Origin of the sequence: Sideroxydans lithotrophicus ES-1 (assembly GCF_000025705.1) — a bacterium.
Taxonomy (GTDB): Bacteria; Pseudomonadota; Gammaproteobacteria; order Burkholderiales; family Gallionellaceae; genus Sideroxyarcus; species Sideroxyarcus lithotrophicus.
In genome coordinates this window covers 1182724-1196938 of record NC_013959.1, presented here as the reverse complement: position 1 = coordinate 1196938, position 14215 = coordinate 1182724, and the positions used below count along the sequence as shown (strand labels likewise).

Here is a 14215-nt window from a genome sequence, read left to right as displayed (position 1 = left end):
GGGGAGAGTGATGCAGGACCGCAAGAACGCAAACTCGATGGCGGACATCATCGGCGGCAAGAAGGATGCCTACGAGAACGAATATATCCGCTTCGATACGCTGTCGGCGCTGGTCATCGACGACATCGGCGCGATGCGCCATGCGCTGCGCTCGCAGTTGCAATGGATGGAGATGAACTCGATCAAGTGCGTCGCCGATGCGCAGGAAGCGCTGGGGCAGATCGAGAACAACCGCTACGACCTGATCCTGTGCGACTACAACCTCAACAAGGCCACCTCCGGGCAGCATTTCCTCGAATACCTGCGCCATGAGCATCTGCTCAGCGCCAAGACGATCTTCGTGATGGTGACGGCCGAAGCCGAGTATGCCTTTGTCGCCAATGCCGCCGAGTTCGCTCCCGACGATTACATCCTCAAGCCCTGCCCGGAAAAGAAGCTGCGCGCGCGGCTGGAACGCCTGTTCGATCGGCGCAACTTCCTGCTGCCCGCGCTCACGGCGATGGACGACAAGAACTACCTGCTGGTGGTGAGCGAATGCGACCGGCTGATGGCGCTGGTGACGAACGAGCGCTGGCTGATGGCCGCGCTCAAGCTCAAGGCGGAAGCGCTGCTCGCCCTCAACGACACCACCGACCTGCTCAAGACCTATGAACAGGCGCTGGCCATGCGCGACAACGTGCCGTGGGTGAAGATCGGCATCGCGCGTGCGCGCATGCTGCTGAATGAAGTTGATGCGGCCGAGGAGATGGCCAAGCAGATCGTCGCCGACAACCCGAGCTATGTCGCGGCCTATGAGTTGCTGGCCGAGATCAGGCGCATGCAGAAGGACGAGGAAGGCGCCTACCAGCTGATGGAGCAATCGGCCAAGATATTGCCCACCGCGAAACGTTTCCGCTCCAACGCGGAATCGGCTTTCCTGCTGGGCAAGCTGGACGAGGCGAAGAAATATTCCGAATCGGCGATCAGGCTGGCGAGCGGTTCGATAACGGAACGCCCCGACGATTACCTGTCGCTGGCCCAGATCCAGACCGACCTGGGCGACCCGCAGGGCGCCATCCACACGCTGGAAAAAAGCGCGCGCAAGTTCGAGGAGAAAGGTTCGTTCGGCATCTCCAAGAACGCGATCCTGGCGCAGGCCTATTTCGATGCGGGCGACAAGGCTGCGGCGAAGAGACTGCTGGAACGTTCGCAACGGCTGCTGACCGCGGAAAGCAGCAGTTCCGCCATGAATTCGCTCGGCAAGGCCGCATTCAAGACCGGCGACTCCGTCCTCGGCCTGAAGATGCTGACCCAGGCAGTGCAGTCGAGCGGCCTGGAGCGCGAGCGCATCGCGCGCCATGTCACCAAGTCGATGATCGACACCGGACAGCACGACAAGGTGGATGAAGTCATCGATGCCGGGCAACGACGCGTGCTGGCGCTGGTGGAAGAGGCGCGCAAGGCGATGCACGTGGCGCAGTTCGATGCCGCCTACCGCAAGGTGCTCGATGCGCTGGCGATCCAGAGCGACAACATCGAGGCGCTGTTCGCGGCGGCACAGCTGCACCTGCTGTGGCTGAAGCAGGGCGGCATGGACGCGGATGTGCAGGAACGCGCCAAGAGCTATCTCGCGATCCTGGACAAGCTGGTGCCGCACAACGAGAAGGTGATGAGTTTCTATCGCTTTTACGATCAACTGACAGGGGCCTGAGGGTGCCACCGATTCTCCGGATCTTGCGAGCCCCCTGCCTTGACCATGAAAGGTCTGAACGCCCCCGGTTCTGTCATTCCGGCGCAGGCCGGAATCCAGTATTTTCCAACAACTGGACACCGGCCTGCGCCGGTGTGACGGGGTTAAGTCGCGATTACCGGAAACTTTGAATTATTGGAGGCACCCCAAATGCAACAAGCCCTTTCTGCGCTGGTGATCCACGACATCAAGAACTCGCTGGCGCTGCTGGAGGCCGACCTGGAGCAGCTCAACCACCGCGCCGATGCGCCGGACGAGGCGCGCAAGGCCTACCAGCGCTGCATCGAATTGAAGAGCCGCCTGATCAGTTTCCTCACGCTCTACAAACATGAGCAAGGCAGATTGCTTCCCAATCTCGGCGAGATCGACCTGGCCGAATTCCTCGAAGACATGATCGCCGGCAGCCAGTCGGTGACGATGGCGAGCCGGCATGGTCATGCCATAGCAGTGAATGTAGATGAGGACCGGATCAGAATCGCAACCGAAGTCAGGCACAAGGGTGTCGCCTCGCTCGACGAATACCTGGTCGACCTGGCGCTGGAGTCGGCGCTCAACAATGCTGTGCGTTATGCGGCGAGCCGCGTGGATGTATGGTTCGAGCAGGATGCAGACCGGCTGACCTTCTTCGTGTTCGACGACGGCCCCGGGCCGGCCCACACCGGCCATGCCGAAGCGGCAACGACTTCCGCAAAGCCCGCATCTACCGGCCTCGGGTTGTCCCTGTGCAAGACGGTCACCGAGGCGCACGGCGGCGGCAAGGTGACGCTTGCCGATGCGCCCGGCGGCGGTGCGTTGTTCACAATGGAGTTCCATCTGGCCGGATGATCCGCATCCGCTTGCCCTGCCCCAAAACAAAAGGCCACGCCGCAAAGCGTGGCCTTGTCGGTGAGGCAGCCAGGCTGGCTAAGACTTCAGCGCGGCCTTCATCTCTTTGGCGATCTGTTCGAAGCTCTTGTTATAGGCAATGCTCCATTGCTTGATCGTCCCGACATTGACCACTGTCACATAAGGCCCGCCGATCACGGCATCGCCCATCTCATCGACGCGCTTGTTGAAGACCAGCTCGCCGTTGCGATCCCACACTGACACGACGTTCTTGGCGAGCGCCTTGCGGGTCGGCACGAAATGTCCCTGCGCTGCCGCCCATTCGGAATACACCACGACCACCGCATCCACATGCAGGTCGGCACACAGTTTCCTGGCCACCTCCGGCTTGAGATCGGCCGCGATCACGTCGTCGTTGCTGGTGGAGAACAGCTCGACGTGCATGCCGTTCACCTTGGGTAGCATCAGGCCGAGCTCGTTCTTGACGCCCAGGCTGCGGTAGCCCGCGTTGCCGATGAAGCTGGATAGCCTGGTGACGTGCATGAAACCGGAAAGCTTGTTCTCGGTGAACACGACCAGCCCGAACAGCGTGCTGTTGATCAGCTCTTCGGCTTTGGCGTCCCCGGCGGTACCCGATACCATGCCGCGCCAATTGCTGACCGAGAGCGAAACCAGCGCCACCTTGTTGATCGGGACCGTCGGCTTCCTGGTCGCGGCAGCAGTGACGCAACCTGCCAGCACCAGGGTGACCGCCAGACCCAGCAACGTTCCTATCGTCTTGTTACCCATCTTGAGGCCCTTTTTATAAAGCAAAAAGATCGAATACAGGCATTGCACTGCGAGGATGAAGCACTTGCAAAAAGGCCACACCTTGCGGCATGGCCTTGACGTTCGAAACTACGGGTGGATCAGAGCCGCATGTACATCGAGATGCCCAGACCCAGCGACAACAGGCTGAGCGTGACGCCCGAAACGGTGGGATGCGCCAGCACCCATTTGTCGACTTCGATGTAGTTCTCGTGCAGCGGACGGGTCTGTTTGCGCAGCGTGTACCATTTGTCGGTATAGCTCTCGATGTTCGACAGCACATGCGGGAAGAACAGCAGCATCACGCCCACGATGATGCAGATGGCATTGCCGACCAGCAGGAACGAATGGGTGTAGTTCGCCAGTATCTCCGCGGTCTCGTTGGTGAACGATCCGTTGTACATGGGCTGGAACACGATGTCGTCGACATCGAACAGCAGCGCGATGGAGACGATGGCCCCGGCGACGATGCCCACACCGAGGGTCTTGGGATGTTTGAGCAAGGTGGGTTCGACGAAGTGCGGCTCGGTCAAAGGCCTGGTCATGCGGCGGGTGGAATAGCTCCTGTTCATGAAATTGAAGAACCGGATCATCCTCTGGCTGCGCAACGCCAAGCCGACTCCCACGATGAAGGAGAACACGCTGGCGATGATGAAGAACACAAAAACGCCGGAGATGAAGACCGGATAAGAAACCTGACCGAGAAGGTGATTCATGATTTGCCCCTTTGATGATCTTTGACTTGCGCGATTACTTGCTTGTTGACGTCATCTTAACACTGCACCCATCCGAACCCAACGGACCTTTGTCGCATGATGAAAAAATATCGGCCTTGAGTCGACGACATGAAGGGTGGAAAATGAACTGTTGCACAGCCTAGCGCACTGTGTTCCCTGCCGTACCGTTCCGCGCGATCCTTTGTCGTATCAATGCCTTGCGCAACTCTTCCAGCAGCCACATACCCAGCCCGAACGGGAGCATGAACAGCCAGACCTCGCCCGCCAGCGGCGCCGTACCGAACAGCGCATTGCCCCACGGGGTATAGGTGATCAGCAGCAGCAACAGCAATTCGAAACCGATACCATATACGATCAGGCGGTTGAAACTGCGACCGCGACTGAATACGGAAAACACGGGATGGCGGCACATGAATACGTTGACCACCTGCATGGCGATGATCGCCGACAGGCAGGCCGTGGTGGCCTGCAGGTAAAGAGGGTCGTGCAAGCCCAGCTCGCGACCGAATGTCCAGCCGCCGCCGTGCAGCACGAAGAAGAATGCGGCCATGCCGGCGACCGCTTCGAGCGGCCCGAGGAAAAAATATGCACGCAGCAGCACCCCCCGGCTGAGCAGGTGTTCGTTGCGCGGACGCGGCGGTCGGCGCATGACGTCGGAGTCCGGTTTTTCCGCACCGAGCGCCAGCGCGGGCAGCATGTCGGTGCCGAGGTCGACGGCGAGGATCTGGATGATGGTGAGCGGCAGCGGGATGCGGAACAGCACGAAGGCCAGGTAGGGCACGATCTCGGGGATGTTCGAGGTGAGGATGTAGGTGAGGAATTTGCGCACGTTGTCATACACTGCGCGTCCTTCCTCGATGGCGGTGACGATGGTGGCGAAGTGGTCGTCGAGCAGGATGATGTCGGCCGCTTCCTTGGCCACGTCGGTGCCGCTGATACCCATGGCGATGCCGATGTCGGCACATTTCAGCGCGGGCGCATCGTTCACGCCGTCGCCGGTCACCGCGACGATCTCGCCCTTGCGCTGCAGCGCCTGCACGATGCGCATCTTCTGGTCGGCGCTGGTGCGCGCGAAGATCAGCACAGGCTCGTCGAGCAGCAGCTGCAGGTCGGTGTCGGACATGGTGCACAGCCTTTCGCCGATGATGGCCAGCGGATCCAGGCCCAGCCCGATGTCGCGCGCCAGCGCACTGGCGGTATGCGGATGGTCGCCGGTGATCATGATCACGCGGATGCCGGCCGCGGCGCAGGTTGCGATCGCCTCGGCCACGCCGGGACGAGCCGGATCGACCAGGCCGACCAGCCCGGCGAAGACCATGCCGGCCTCGCGGTGCGCGGATTGTTGCGGCACGCTGCGGTAAGCCAGCGCAATCACGCGCAGCCCGTCCGCCGTCATCAGTTCGTGTTCGTTCATGATCCTGAGCCGGCTCTCGTCGTCCAGCGGCAGGCGGCCCTCTTCCGCCATCATCTCGTTGCACAGCGGCAGCACGGTCTCCGGCGCCCCCTTGCAATACAGCATGCGACCCTGCGGTGTATCGCAGATCACCGACATGCGCTTGCGCTCGGTGTCGAACGGGATCTCGTCCACGCGCGGGTATGTCGTGCCGGCAGGCGTTGCTTGCAGCAGCGCGACTTCCATCGGGTCGCCCTGCCACTGCTGCTGCCCGTTGTGCTCGACGCGACGCAGATCGTGGCAATGGCGCATGATGTCGTAGAGTGGTTCGGCCCCGTCCAGCTCGTCCGGAAACAGCTGCGCGCCGGAAAAATACACTTGGCGGATGCTCATGCGGTTCTGCGTCAGCGTGCCGGTCTTGTCGCTGCAGATGACAGTGGCCGAGCCCAGCGTCTCCACCGCAGTGAGATGGCGCACCAGCGCGTTCTTCTTCGCCATGCGCTGCGTGGCCATGGCCAGCGACAGCGTGACGGTGGGCAACAATCCTTCCGGCACGTTGGCGACGATGATGCCGATGGCGAAGATCAGGTTGGCCCATAACGACAGGCCGATCGACTGGCCGATGAAGAAGAACAGCACGCCGAGCAGCGTGGCAAATAGCGCCACCAGCCGCGACAGGTGCGCGATCTCTTTTTGCAGCGGCGACAGCGGCTCCTGCGCGACCTGGGTCAGACGCGCGATGTTGCCGAATTCGGTGTGCATGCCGGTGGCGTACACCATGGCTTTCGCGTTACCCGAGATCAGCGAGGTGCCGGCATGCAGGATGTCGCGCCGCATCGCGACCTGCTCAGCTTCGATGGGAGCGGTGGTGGCGCGCGATTTCGGCTTCGATTCGCCGGTGAGGTTGGCGGTGTTGACGCGCACGGCAAAGGCCTCGATCAGGCGGCAATCGGCAGGCACATCGTCGCCCGCCGCCAGCACCACCACATCGCCCGGCACCAGTTCCGCCACCGGCACTTGCATGGCGCGGCCGTCGCGCAGCGCGGTGGTATGGCGCGGCAGCAGGTTGCGCAAGGCCGCCAGTGCTTTTTCCGCGCGGTATTCCTGCCAGAACGAGAACAGGCCGTTGATGACGATGACGCCGACCACGGCGTAGCCCAGCATCGCCATGCCCTGGCCAGGTTCGCGCCATTCGGCGAAGAACGCCAGGCCCGCGGCCAGCCACAGGATCAGCGCGAAGAAATGGGTGAATTCCTTGAGCAGCCTGATGGACAAGGGTTGCCCGCCGATCTTTTCCAGTTGGTTGGGGCCGTATCGCGCCAGCCGCCGCGCCGCTTCGGCCTGCGACAGGCCCTGTGCGCTGCTGTGCAGATGCGCGTAGAGTTTTTCGATGTCATGCCGGTGCGGGTTCACGATCGGCTACGTGCCCCCGGTGAGCGGCACGAACCGCACCGGTTCGATGTTCCTGCGCTGCAAGTTGCCTTCGCGATCCTTGCTGATCAGCAGCAATTGCTGGACATCATAGTAGCCGCCCACCGGGATCACCATGCGCCCGCCCGGCTTGAGCTGGTCCAGCAGCAGCTGCGGAATCTCTTCCGCCGCCGCGGTGACGATGATGCCGTCGTAGGGTGCATGTTCGGGCCAGCCCAGGGAGCCGTCACCGGCCTTCACCTCGACATTGGCGTAACCCGACTCGCGCAGCACTTTTGCAGCGGCGGCGGCCAGCGGTTCGACGATCTCGATGCTGTAGACCTTGCCTGCCAGTTCTGACAGCACGGCTGCCTGGTAACCCGAACCGGTGCCGATCTCCAGCACGCTATGCTGTTTGTTCACCTGCAGCAGGTCCGTCATCAGGGCCACGATGTAGGGTTGCGAGATGGTCTGCCCATGCCCGATGGGCAGGGGATGGTTGAAGTAGGCGCTGTACGACTCCGCTTCCGGCACGAAGCGGTGACGCGGCACCCTGGACATGACGGCAAGCACTCGCGCGGAGATCGGGGGAGCCGGTTCGTATGCGCCCGCTTCGAGCGCCATCTCGCGGATCTCCTCGACCATCTTGTGCCGCGCGCGGGCGTAGCGTTCCTCTTCCTCGTTCGACATGATCAGCCTTTCTGCCAACGATGCATCGACGACTATGCGGGTGTCCTGCCCGCCATGTGGCCGTAGCGGTGAAACAGGACAACGTTCAATCCGTTTTCTTCTTTGCTGCTGCTTTTTTCTGCGCAGGTTTTGCGAACGTTTTCCTGATCTCTGCCAGCTCGGCCAGTCGCGCCGCGACCTTGCGGTTGACGCTGTCTGCCGGATAGATGCCCTTGGCATCCGCTTCCCCTGCCGGCAGACCGGTCAGCAGCGCGAGGGCCTGGTCGACATTCTCCACAGCATAGATATGGAACTGCCCGGCTTCGGCGGCAGCCACCACATCGTGACGCAGCATCAGGTGTTTGATGTTGGCGGCGGGGATCAATACGCCCTGCTCGCCGGTCAGGCCGCGTGCGGAGCAGATGTCGAAAAAGCCCTCGATCTTCTCGTTGACCCCGCCGATGGCCTGCGCCTGGCCGAACTGGTTCACCGAACCGGTGATCGCCAGCGCTTGCTTGATCGGCACGTCTGCCAGGTTGGAGAGCAGCGCGCACAGTTCCGCCAGCGATGCGCTGTCGCCGTCGATCATGCCGTAGGACTGTTCGAACACCAGACTGGCGGAGAACGCCAGCGGCTGGTTCTTCGCATAACGCGCGGCGAGGAAGGAGGACAGGATCAGCACGCCCTTGGAATGGATGGCTCCGGAGAGTTTCACTTCGCGCTCGATGTTGACCATCTCGCCGTCGCCCAGCCGGGTGTTGGCGGTGATCCGCGTCGGTTGCGCGAAGGCGAAGTTGCCCAGCTCGATGACGGACAGGCCGTTGATCTGCCCGACCACGCTTCCCTGCGTGGCGATCACCAGCGTATCGCGCAGGATCGCCTCGTGCAGCCGTTCCTTCACTCTGCTCTGGCGCCGTTTCTGCGCATCGATGGCCGACTGCACGTCGGCAGTTTCCACTATTTCACGGCCAGCCTGGCGCGAACAGAAATCAGCCTCGCGCAGCAGGTCCGCCACGCTGCGCATATGCGTGGACAATCTTTCCGCATCTCCGACCAGGCGCGCACCGTATTCGATCACCCGCGCCACCGCGCCGCGATCCAGCGGCAACAGCGCCTCCTTGCGCGTCAGCGTAGCGATCAGGCGTGCATAGAGCTGGTGGGTGTCGGGATTGCGCTCGATGCGCTCCTCGAAATCCGCTGCCACCTTGAACAGCTCGACGAACTCCGGGTCGTATTCCTGCAGCAGGTAGTAGAACAGGCGGTCGCCGAACAGGATCACCTTGGCATCCAGCGGGATGGGTTCCGGTTCCAGCGACACGGTGCTGACCAGGCTGTACATCTGCCCCAGCGATTCGATGCGTATCTCGTGCGATTGCAAAGCACGTTTCAATCCTTCCCAGGCGAACGGCTGCCCCAGCACCTTGTGGATGTCCAGCAGCAGGTAGCCACCGTTCGCGCGATGCAACGCACCGGGCTTGATCAGCGTGAAGTCGGTGACCAGCGCACCGAACTGCGAGAGGTGCTCGACCCGGCCGACCAGGTTGCTGTAGGTCGGGCTGTCCTCGCTGACGATGGGTGCCCCGCCCTCCTTGCCGTTGGTGACCAGCACGTTCACCTGGTAACGGTGGTAACTCTGGCGCATGACCACGGTCATGTTGCCGACGCTGGACGACTCTTCCTGTTTGCGGAAGTCATCCGCGTTGTCGACCATGTCCTGCTGCACCTGCTCGAGATATTTCAGTACTTCCGGCAGATCGGCATAGGATTCCTTCAACTCATCCACCAGGTGCGCGACCGCCGACAGGGTCGTCTCGCTATCCAGCTGCTTGATGCGCTCGTGCCGTTCCCGGCGCCATTTCGGCATCTGCCGCATGATCTTTTCCAGCTTCTCCTGCAGCAGGATGATCGCATCCTCGAACTGCCGCTTCTCTTCTTCAGGCAGCTTTTCGTATTCGTCCGGCGGGACCACTTCCTGGTTGCGCAGCGGCGCGAATGCGAACCCGTCGGGTGTGCGCAACAACGCGATCTGCTGTTTGCCGGCCTCATCCCCCAATTCCTTGAATGCATCGTCCTGGCGCTTGCTGGATTCCTCCTGGATCGCTCCCACCTTGGCATGGTAGTCCTCGCCTTCGAACAGCGCGGGAATGGCACTGCGCAAGTAGTCCACCAGCTTCTCCATGCGCAGGCGCAATTCCTCCCCCCTGCCGGAAGGCAGCCTGAGCACTTGCGGTTTATGCGGCTGGGCGAAATTGTTGACATAGCACCAGTCGTCCGGCTTGTGCTCGTCGCCAGCCTTCTTTTCGAGGAAACGCTGCACCATGTCGTGCTTGCCCATGCCCGACGGGCCAAGTACGAAAAGATTGTAGCCATCGTGGCGGATACCGGTACCGAAGCTGACTGCATCCATGGCTCGCATCTGGCCAACGACCTCGGTCAGGTCATCCAGTTCGGCAGTCGTACGGAAAGAGAATTGTGCGAGGTCGCAGGACTGGCAGAGCTGTTGCGCATGCAACGGAAGAGGGACGTTCGTTTTGTTTTGCATGACTGATCCCATTCGTTTGATTGCAGACATAGCGTGATCATTCTACTGCCATCGGGACAGTTGTCACTTTTTCCGGCAAGCCGCTCCGGTTCTCAGCGCAACTTTATCTCGGTCCAGATGCGCGACAGCACGCGGCGCTGGTTGCGATCCAGGTCGCGCAGCATCTCCAGCCGCGCCCGCTGCCGACGATCAGGGAACACCGCCGGATTCTTCGCGATCTCCGGATAAACATACGGTAGCGCGGCACGGTTGGGATTGCCGGAGCCGATCAGGTTGGTGAGTTCGGAGGAGTTGCGCCCGTCGAGCATGAAGTCGATGAAACGGAGCGCCAGATCAGGACGCGGGCCGCTCTTGTGCAGCACCATCGAGTCCAGCGCCAGCACCGCCCCCTCCTTCGGGATGCTGGCACGGATGCGGAAGCCGCGGTGGGCATTTTGCGCATCCTGGTCGGCCTGGAAGATGTCGTTGGAGTAGCCGTGCACCAGCCAGATGTTGCCGACGGTGAGTTCTTTGATGTAGCTGGAAGCATTGAACGCTGCCCAGTAAGGTTTGGCGCGGATGATCAGGTCGCGCGCCTGTTTCCAGTGCTGCTCGTCGGTGTCGTTGGCCGAGTAGCCGAGATATTTCAGCGCGGCCGCCAGCAGTTCGCGCTGGCTGTCGAGCACGGTGACATGCCCTTTCACTTTCTCGAGGTAGCGTGGTTCGAAGATCGCCGCCCAGCTATCGAGCGGCAGCTCCAGTCCGCGCAGCTTCACGTCGTTGTAGCCGATCAGCGTGATGGTGTAGGCATACGGCACCGAGTACTGGTTGCCGGGATCGAACCAGGTATCGAGGTAGGCCGGGTCGATGTTCTTCAGGTTGGGCAGTTGACTCTTGTCGAGCGGCCGCAGTGCATGCTGGCGGATCAGCGCCTCCACCGCATTGCCGGTCGGCACGATGATATCGTAGCCGGTAGCACCGGCAGCCAGCTTGGCCAGCATCTCCTCGTTGTCGGAATAGTAGTCCTGCACCACACGGCAGGCACATTCCTTCTCGAAGCGCGCTATGGTGGTGTCGGAGATGTAGTTGTTCCAGTTGTAGAGATGGAGAACGTCTTCGGCGTAGGCGCTGCCGATGAACAGCAGGAACAGCAGGCTGCGCCACATCATGCCTTCCCCTTCAGCACGTCCGGCGCGAAGCGCGACGCCAGCACGATCATGCTCAGCGTGAGCAGCATCAGCAGCGTGGACACCGCGTTCACTTCCGGCGTCACCGCGATCTTGATCATCGAGTAGATGCGTAGCGGCAACGTCTGCACGCCCACCCCGGCGGTGAAGAAGGTCACCACGAAATCGTCGATGGACAGCGTGAACGCCATCAGCCCGCCCGCGATCACCGCCGGCAGGATCAGCGGGAACATCACATAACGAAACGCCTGCCACTGCGAGGCGCCGAGGTCGCGCGCCGCCTCGAACAGGCTTTCATCGATGCTGGTCAACTGCGAACGCACGATCACCGCGACGAAGCCGATGGAAAAGGTGATGTGGGCCAGCACGATGGACAGCATGCCCAGCGTGAGGTTGAGCACCTGGATGAAGAACAGCAGCAGCGACACGCCCAGCAATATCTCCGGCATCGCCACCGGTGCCAGCACCATGAAGTTGAGCAGCTTGAGGTCATAGCGGTGTATGGCGATGCCCGCCATGGTGCCGAGCAGGGTGGCGGACAGGCTGGACATCGTCGCGATGAGCAGCGAGTTGCCCGCAGCGATCAGCATATCCTCGTCGTGGAACAGTTCGCTGTACCAGTGCCAGGTGAAGCCGACCCACTCGGCGTTCAGGCGCGAGTCGTTGAACGAGTAGGCGACGACGAGGGTGAGCGGCAGGTAGAGGAACGTGTATGCCGCCAGTGCCGCCGTCCACAGCCACGGTCCTCTACGCATAGCGGCCTCCTCTTGCAGACAATCGCGAGACCAACCAGACCACCAGCAACACCGCCATCGTCAGCAAGATCGCCAGCGTGGAGCCGAACGGCCAGTCGCGCGTGCCGAGGAACTGTTCCTTGATCAGGTTGCCGATCATGATGTCGCCGGTGCCGCCGAGCAGTTCCGGCACGGCGAACATGCCGATGGCCGGGATGAACACCAGTGCGCAACCGGCGAAGATGCCCGGCCGCGACAGCGGAAAGGTCACGCGCCAGAAACGCTGCCAGGCGTTGGCGCCCAGATCCTGTGCCGCGTCGAGCAATACGGGATCGTGTTTTTCCAGGTTGGTGTAGAGCGGCAGCACCATGAACGGCAGGTACACGTAGACCATGGCGACCAGCACCGCGAACGGCGAGAACAGCAGCTGCACGGGCGCAGCACCAAACAGGCCCAGCAGCGCATTGACCGCATGGTTGAGCGCAGCCTGCGGGCCGAGGATGATCATCCAGGCATAGATGCCGATCAGGAAGTTGCTGGTGAACGGCAGGATGACCAACAGCATCATCAGGTTGCGGGATTGCTTCGGGCTGCGTGCGATCAGCATCGCCAGCGGATAGGCCATGACCAGGCAGATCAGCGTGGTGGCGAGCGCCATGGCGAACGATTTGAGGAACACTTCGGTATAGATGAAATCGCTGAAAAAGAAGCGGTAGGTCTCGGTGGTGAGGCCATGCAAGGTCTGCGGCTCGGCTGAAACCAGTGGTGCCAGTCCGCCGAATTCGCCGGGGTAGCGCAACGACGCGAGCACCATGATCACGCCGGGCACCGCAACCAGCAGCACCAGGAACAATAGTGGCGGGCCGCTCACCAGCCACCGAAAAACTGCTGCGCTTGCCAATCCGGCGTTGGCAACCGGCCCGGAATGCTCATTTACTCCACGTAAACTCCGCTTCTTCGCCGCTTGCCGCCTTGCCTTGGCTGCGCTCGCGACATTTTTCAACCACCGGTTGATGCGTGTCGCCCGCGACGGTTTGCGTTCGTCATTCATGCAGAAACACCCCCGCATCGTGGCGCCAGCCGACCTTGATCGCCGTGCCCACCCTGAACAGCTCGGCGCGTCCCGGTGCCGAATTGGGCAGCAGCGCTTCGACGATCTTGCCGTTGGGCAGTTTGATCCGGTACACGCTGACGTCGCCCTGGTACAGCAGGCTGTGCACCTCGCCGCTAAAGTGGTTCTTCAATTCATCGAGGTCGGCCTGCATGCCGATGCGCACCTGCTCGGGGCGGATGGCGAACACGCCCCTGTCGCCCGCTGCCACGCCCTTCTGCAACGGCGTGACGATCTCGCCCAATCCCTGCACCGACAGGTGCAGGTGGCTGTGGCCGGCGGCTGCCACCACCTGCGCCTCCATCGTGGTGATGTGCCCGATGAAATCGGCGACGAAGCGGTTGCGCGGAGAACTGTACAGGCGCGCCGGTTCGTCCACCTGCTCCACCTTGCCCCGGTTCATCACCGCGATGCGGTGCGACAGCGCCAGCGCTTCCGCCTGCGCATGGGTCACGAACACGAAGGTGATGCCGACATCGCGCTGCAGGTTGATCAGCTCGACCTGCATCTCTTCGCGCAGCTTGGCATCCAGCGCACCCAGCGATTCGTCGAGCAGCAGCAGGCGCGGACGGTTGATCAACGCACGCGCCAGCGCCACGCGCTGCTGCTGTCCGCCGGAAAGTTCGTGGGGATATTTGCCGGCCTTGCCGGTCAGGCGCACCAGCTCCACCGCTTCGTCCAGCCGCTGCCTGATATCCGTCGCATTGTGATGCGCCATGCGCAGCGGGAAAGAGATGTTCTCCGCGACCGTCAGGTGCGGGAACAGCGCATAGCTCTGGAACACGGTATGGATCGGGCGATTTTCGGCAGGGGTACCGGCAAGATCCCGGCCGTCCAGCAATATCTGACCGGCGTCGGGGAATTCGAAACCGGCGATCATGCGCAGGATGGTGGTCTTGCCGCAGCCGGAGGGACCCAGCAGGGTGAAGAACTCGCCGGCCTCGATACTCAGGCTGACATTTTCCACGGCGGTAAAATCACCGAAGCGACGGGTAACGTTCCTTAGTTCCAGCAGAGCCATGATGAACACCCATGAATGCCCGTTTCGATATTACTGCATCGGCTGCCTGCCCGCTTTTGCGCGTGCAGCTA

Annotated in this window: 11 protein-coding genes; 2 read left to right on the top strand and 9 right to left on the bottom strand. The window is 61.9% G+C overall.

Features of this window, described 5'->3' with window-relative positions; genetic code table 11:
• Positions 1-10: 10 nt before the first annotated feature.
• The gene (locus SLIT_RS05990) at positions 11-1690 is read left to right on the top strand and encodes a response regulator (RefSeq protein WP_013029338.1); all 1680 of its coding nucleotides are present in this window, start codon (positions 11-13) and stop codon (positions 1688-1690) included.
• Between the two features lie 189 nt (positions 1691-1879).
• Positions 1880-2554, top strand: coding sequence for a sensor histidine kinase (locus tag SLIT_RS05985; RefSeq protein ID WP_013029337.1), 675 nt, complete (start codon positions 1880-1882; stop codon positions 2552-2554).
• Positions 2555-2632: 78 nt separating this feature from the next.
• Here the strand turns inward: SLIT_RS05985 and SLIT_RS05980 are convergent, their stop codons facing one another.
• From SLIT_RS05980 to SLIT_RS05940, 9 genes are all read right to left on the bottom strand, one after another.
• Entirely contained in the window at positions 2633-3343 is a 711-nt protein-coding gene (locus SLIT_RS05980; RefSeq protein WP_013029336.1) for a hypothetical protein, read from the bottom strand.
• Between the two features lie 119 nt (positions 3344-3462).
• Complete coding sequence (locus tag SLIT_RS05975) at positions 3463-4077, bottom strand: hypothetical protein (protein WP_013029335.1); 615 nt, start codon at positions 4075-4077, stop codon at positions 3463-3465.
• A 160-nt stretch (positions 4078-4237) separates the two neighbouring features.
• Positions 4238-6904 (bottom strand): cation-translocating P-type ATPase, encoded by a 2667-nt coding sequence (locus SLIT_RS05970; RefSeq protein WP_013029334.1) that lies wholly within the window; start codon positions 6902-6904, stop codon positions 4238-4240.
• A gap of 6 nt (positions 6905-6910) precedes the next feature.
• Positions 6911-7591 (bottom strand): protein-L-isoaspartate(D-aspartate) O-methyltransferase, encoded by a 681-nt coding sequence (locus SLIT_RS05965; RefSeq protein ID WP_013029333.1) that lies wholly within the window; start codon positions 7589-7591, stop codon positions 6911-6913.
• Between the two features lie 85 nt (positions 7592-7676).
• Positions 7677-10112 carry a Lon protease family protein gene (locus SLIT_RS05960; protein ID WP_013029332.1) on the bottom strand — a complete coding sequence of 812 codons (2436 nt, stop codon included), beginning with the start codon at positions 10110-10112 and terminating at the stop codon, positions 7677-7679.
• A gap of 92 nt (positions 10113-10204) precedes the next feature.
• Complete coding sequence (locus SLIT_RS05955) at positions 10205-11260, bottom strand: polyamine ABC transporter substrate-binding protein (protein ID WP_013029331.1); 1056 nt, start codon at positions 11258-11260, stop codon at positions 10205-10207.
• Positions 11257-12033: an ABC transporter permease gene (locus SLIT_RS05950; protein WP_013029330.1), complete on the bottom strand. Its 777-nt coding sequence runs from the start codon at positions 12031-12033 to the stop codon at positions 11257-11259. Before SLIT_RS05950 ends, SLIT_RS05955 begins: the two co-directional genes overlap by 4 nt.
• Complete coding sequence (locus tag SLIT_RS05945; RefSeq protein ID WP_013029329.1) at positions 12026-13063, bottom strand: ABC transporter permease; 1038 nt, start codon at positions 13061-13063, stop codon at positions 12026-12028. Before SLIT_RS05945 ends, SLIT_RS05950 begins: the two co-directional genes overlap by 8 nt.
• Positions 13056-14144, bottom strand: coding sequence for an ABC transporter ATP-binding protein (locus tag SLIT_RS05940; protein WP_013029328.1), 1089 nt, complete (start codon positions 14142-14144; stop codon positions 13056-13058). Before SLIT_RS05940 ends, SLIT_RS05945 begins: the two co-directional genes overlap by 8 nt.
• Between the last annotated feature and the right edge of the window lie 71 nt (positions 14145-14215).

Bases quoted from the DNA above. Each gene is read 5' to 3' on its own strand.
- SLIT_RS05990 (WP_013029338.1), top strand. From the start codon at position 11: ATGCAGGACCGCAAGAACGCAAACTCGATGGCGGACATCATCGGCGGC.
- SLIT_RS05985 (WP_013029337.1), top strand. From the start codon at position 1,880: ATGCAACAAGCCCTTTCTGCGCTGGTGATCCACGACATCAAGAACTCG.
- SLIT_RS05980 (WP_013029336.1), bottom strand. From the start codon at position 3,343: ATGGGTAACAAGACGATAGGAACGTTGCTGGGTCTGGCGGTCACCCTG.
- SLIT_RS05975 (WP_013029335.1), bottom strand. From the start codon at position 4,077: ATGAATCACCTTCTCGGTCAGGTTTCTTATCCGGTCTTCATCTCCGGC.
- SLIT_RS05965 (WP_013029333.1), bottom strand. From the start codon at position 7,591: ATGTCGAACGAGGAAGAGGAACGCTACGCCCGCGCGCGGCACAAGATG.
- SLIT_RS05960 (WP_013029332.1), bottom strand. From the start codon at position 10,112: ATGCAAAACAAAACGAACGTCCCTCTTCCGTTGCATGCGCAACAGCTC.
- SLIT_RS05955 (WP_013029331.1), bottom strand. From the start codon at position 11,260: ATGATGTGGCGCAGCCTGCTGTTCCTGCTGTTCATCGGCAGCGCCTAC.
- SLIT_RS05950 (WP_013029330.1), bottom strand. From the start codon at position 12,033: ATGCGTAGAGGACCGTGGCTGTGGACGGCGGCACTGGCGGCATACACG.
- SLIT_RS05945 (WP_013029329.1), bottom strand. From the start codon at position 13,063: ATGAATGACGAACGCAAACCGTCGCGGGCGACACGCATCAACCGGTGG.
- SLIT_RS05940 (WP_013029328.1), bottom strand. From the start codon at position 14,144: ATGGCTCTGCTGGAACTAAGGAACGTTACCCGTCGCTTCGGTGATTTT.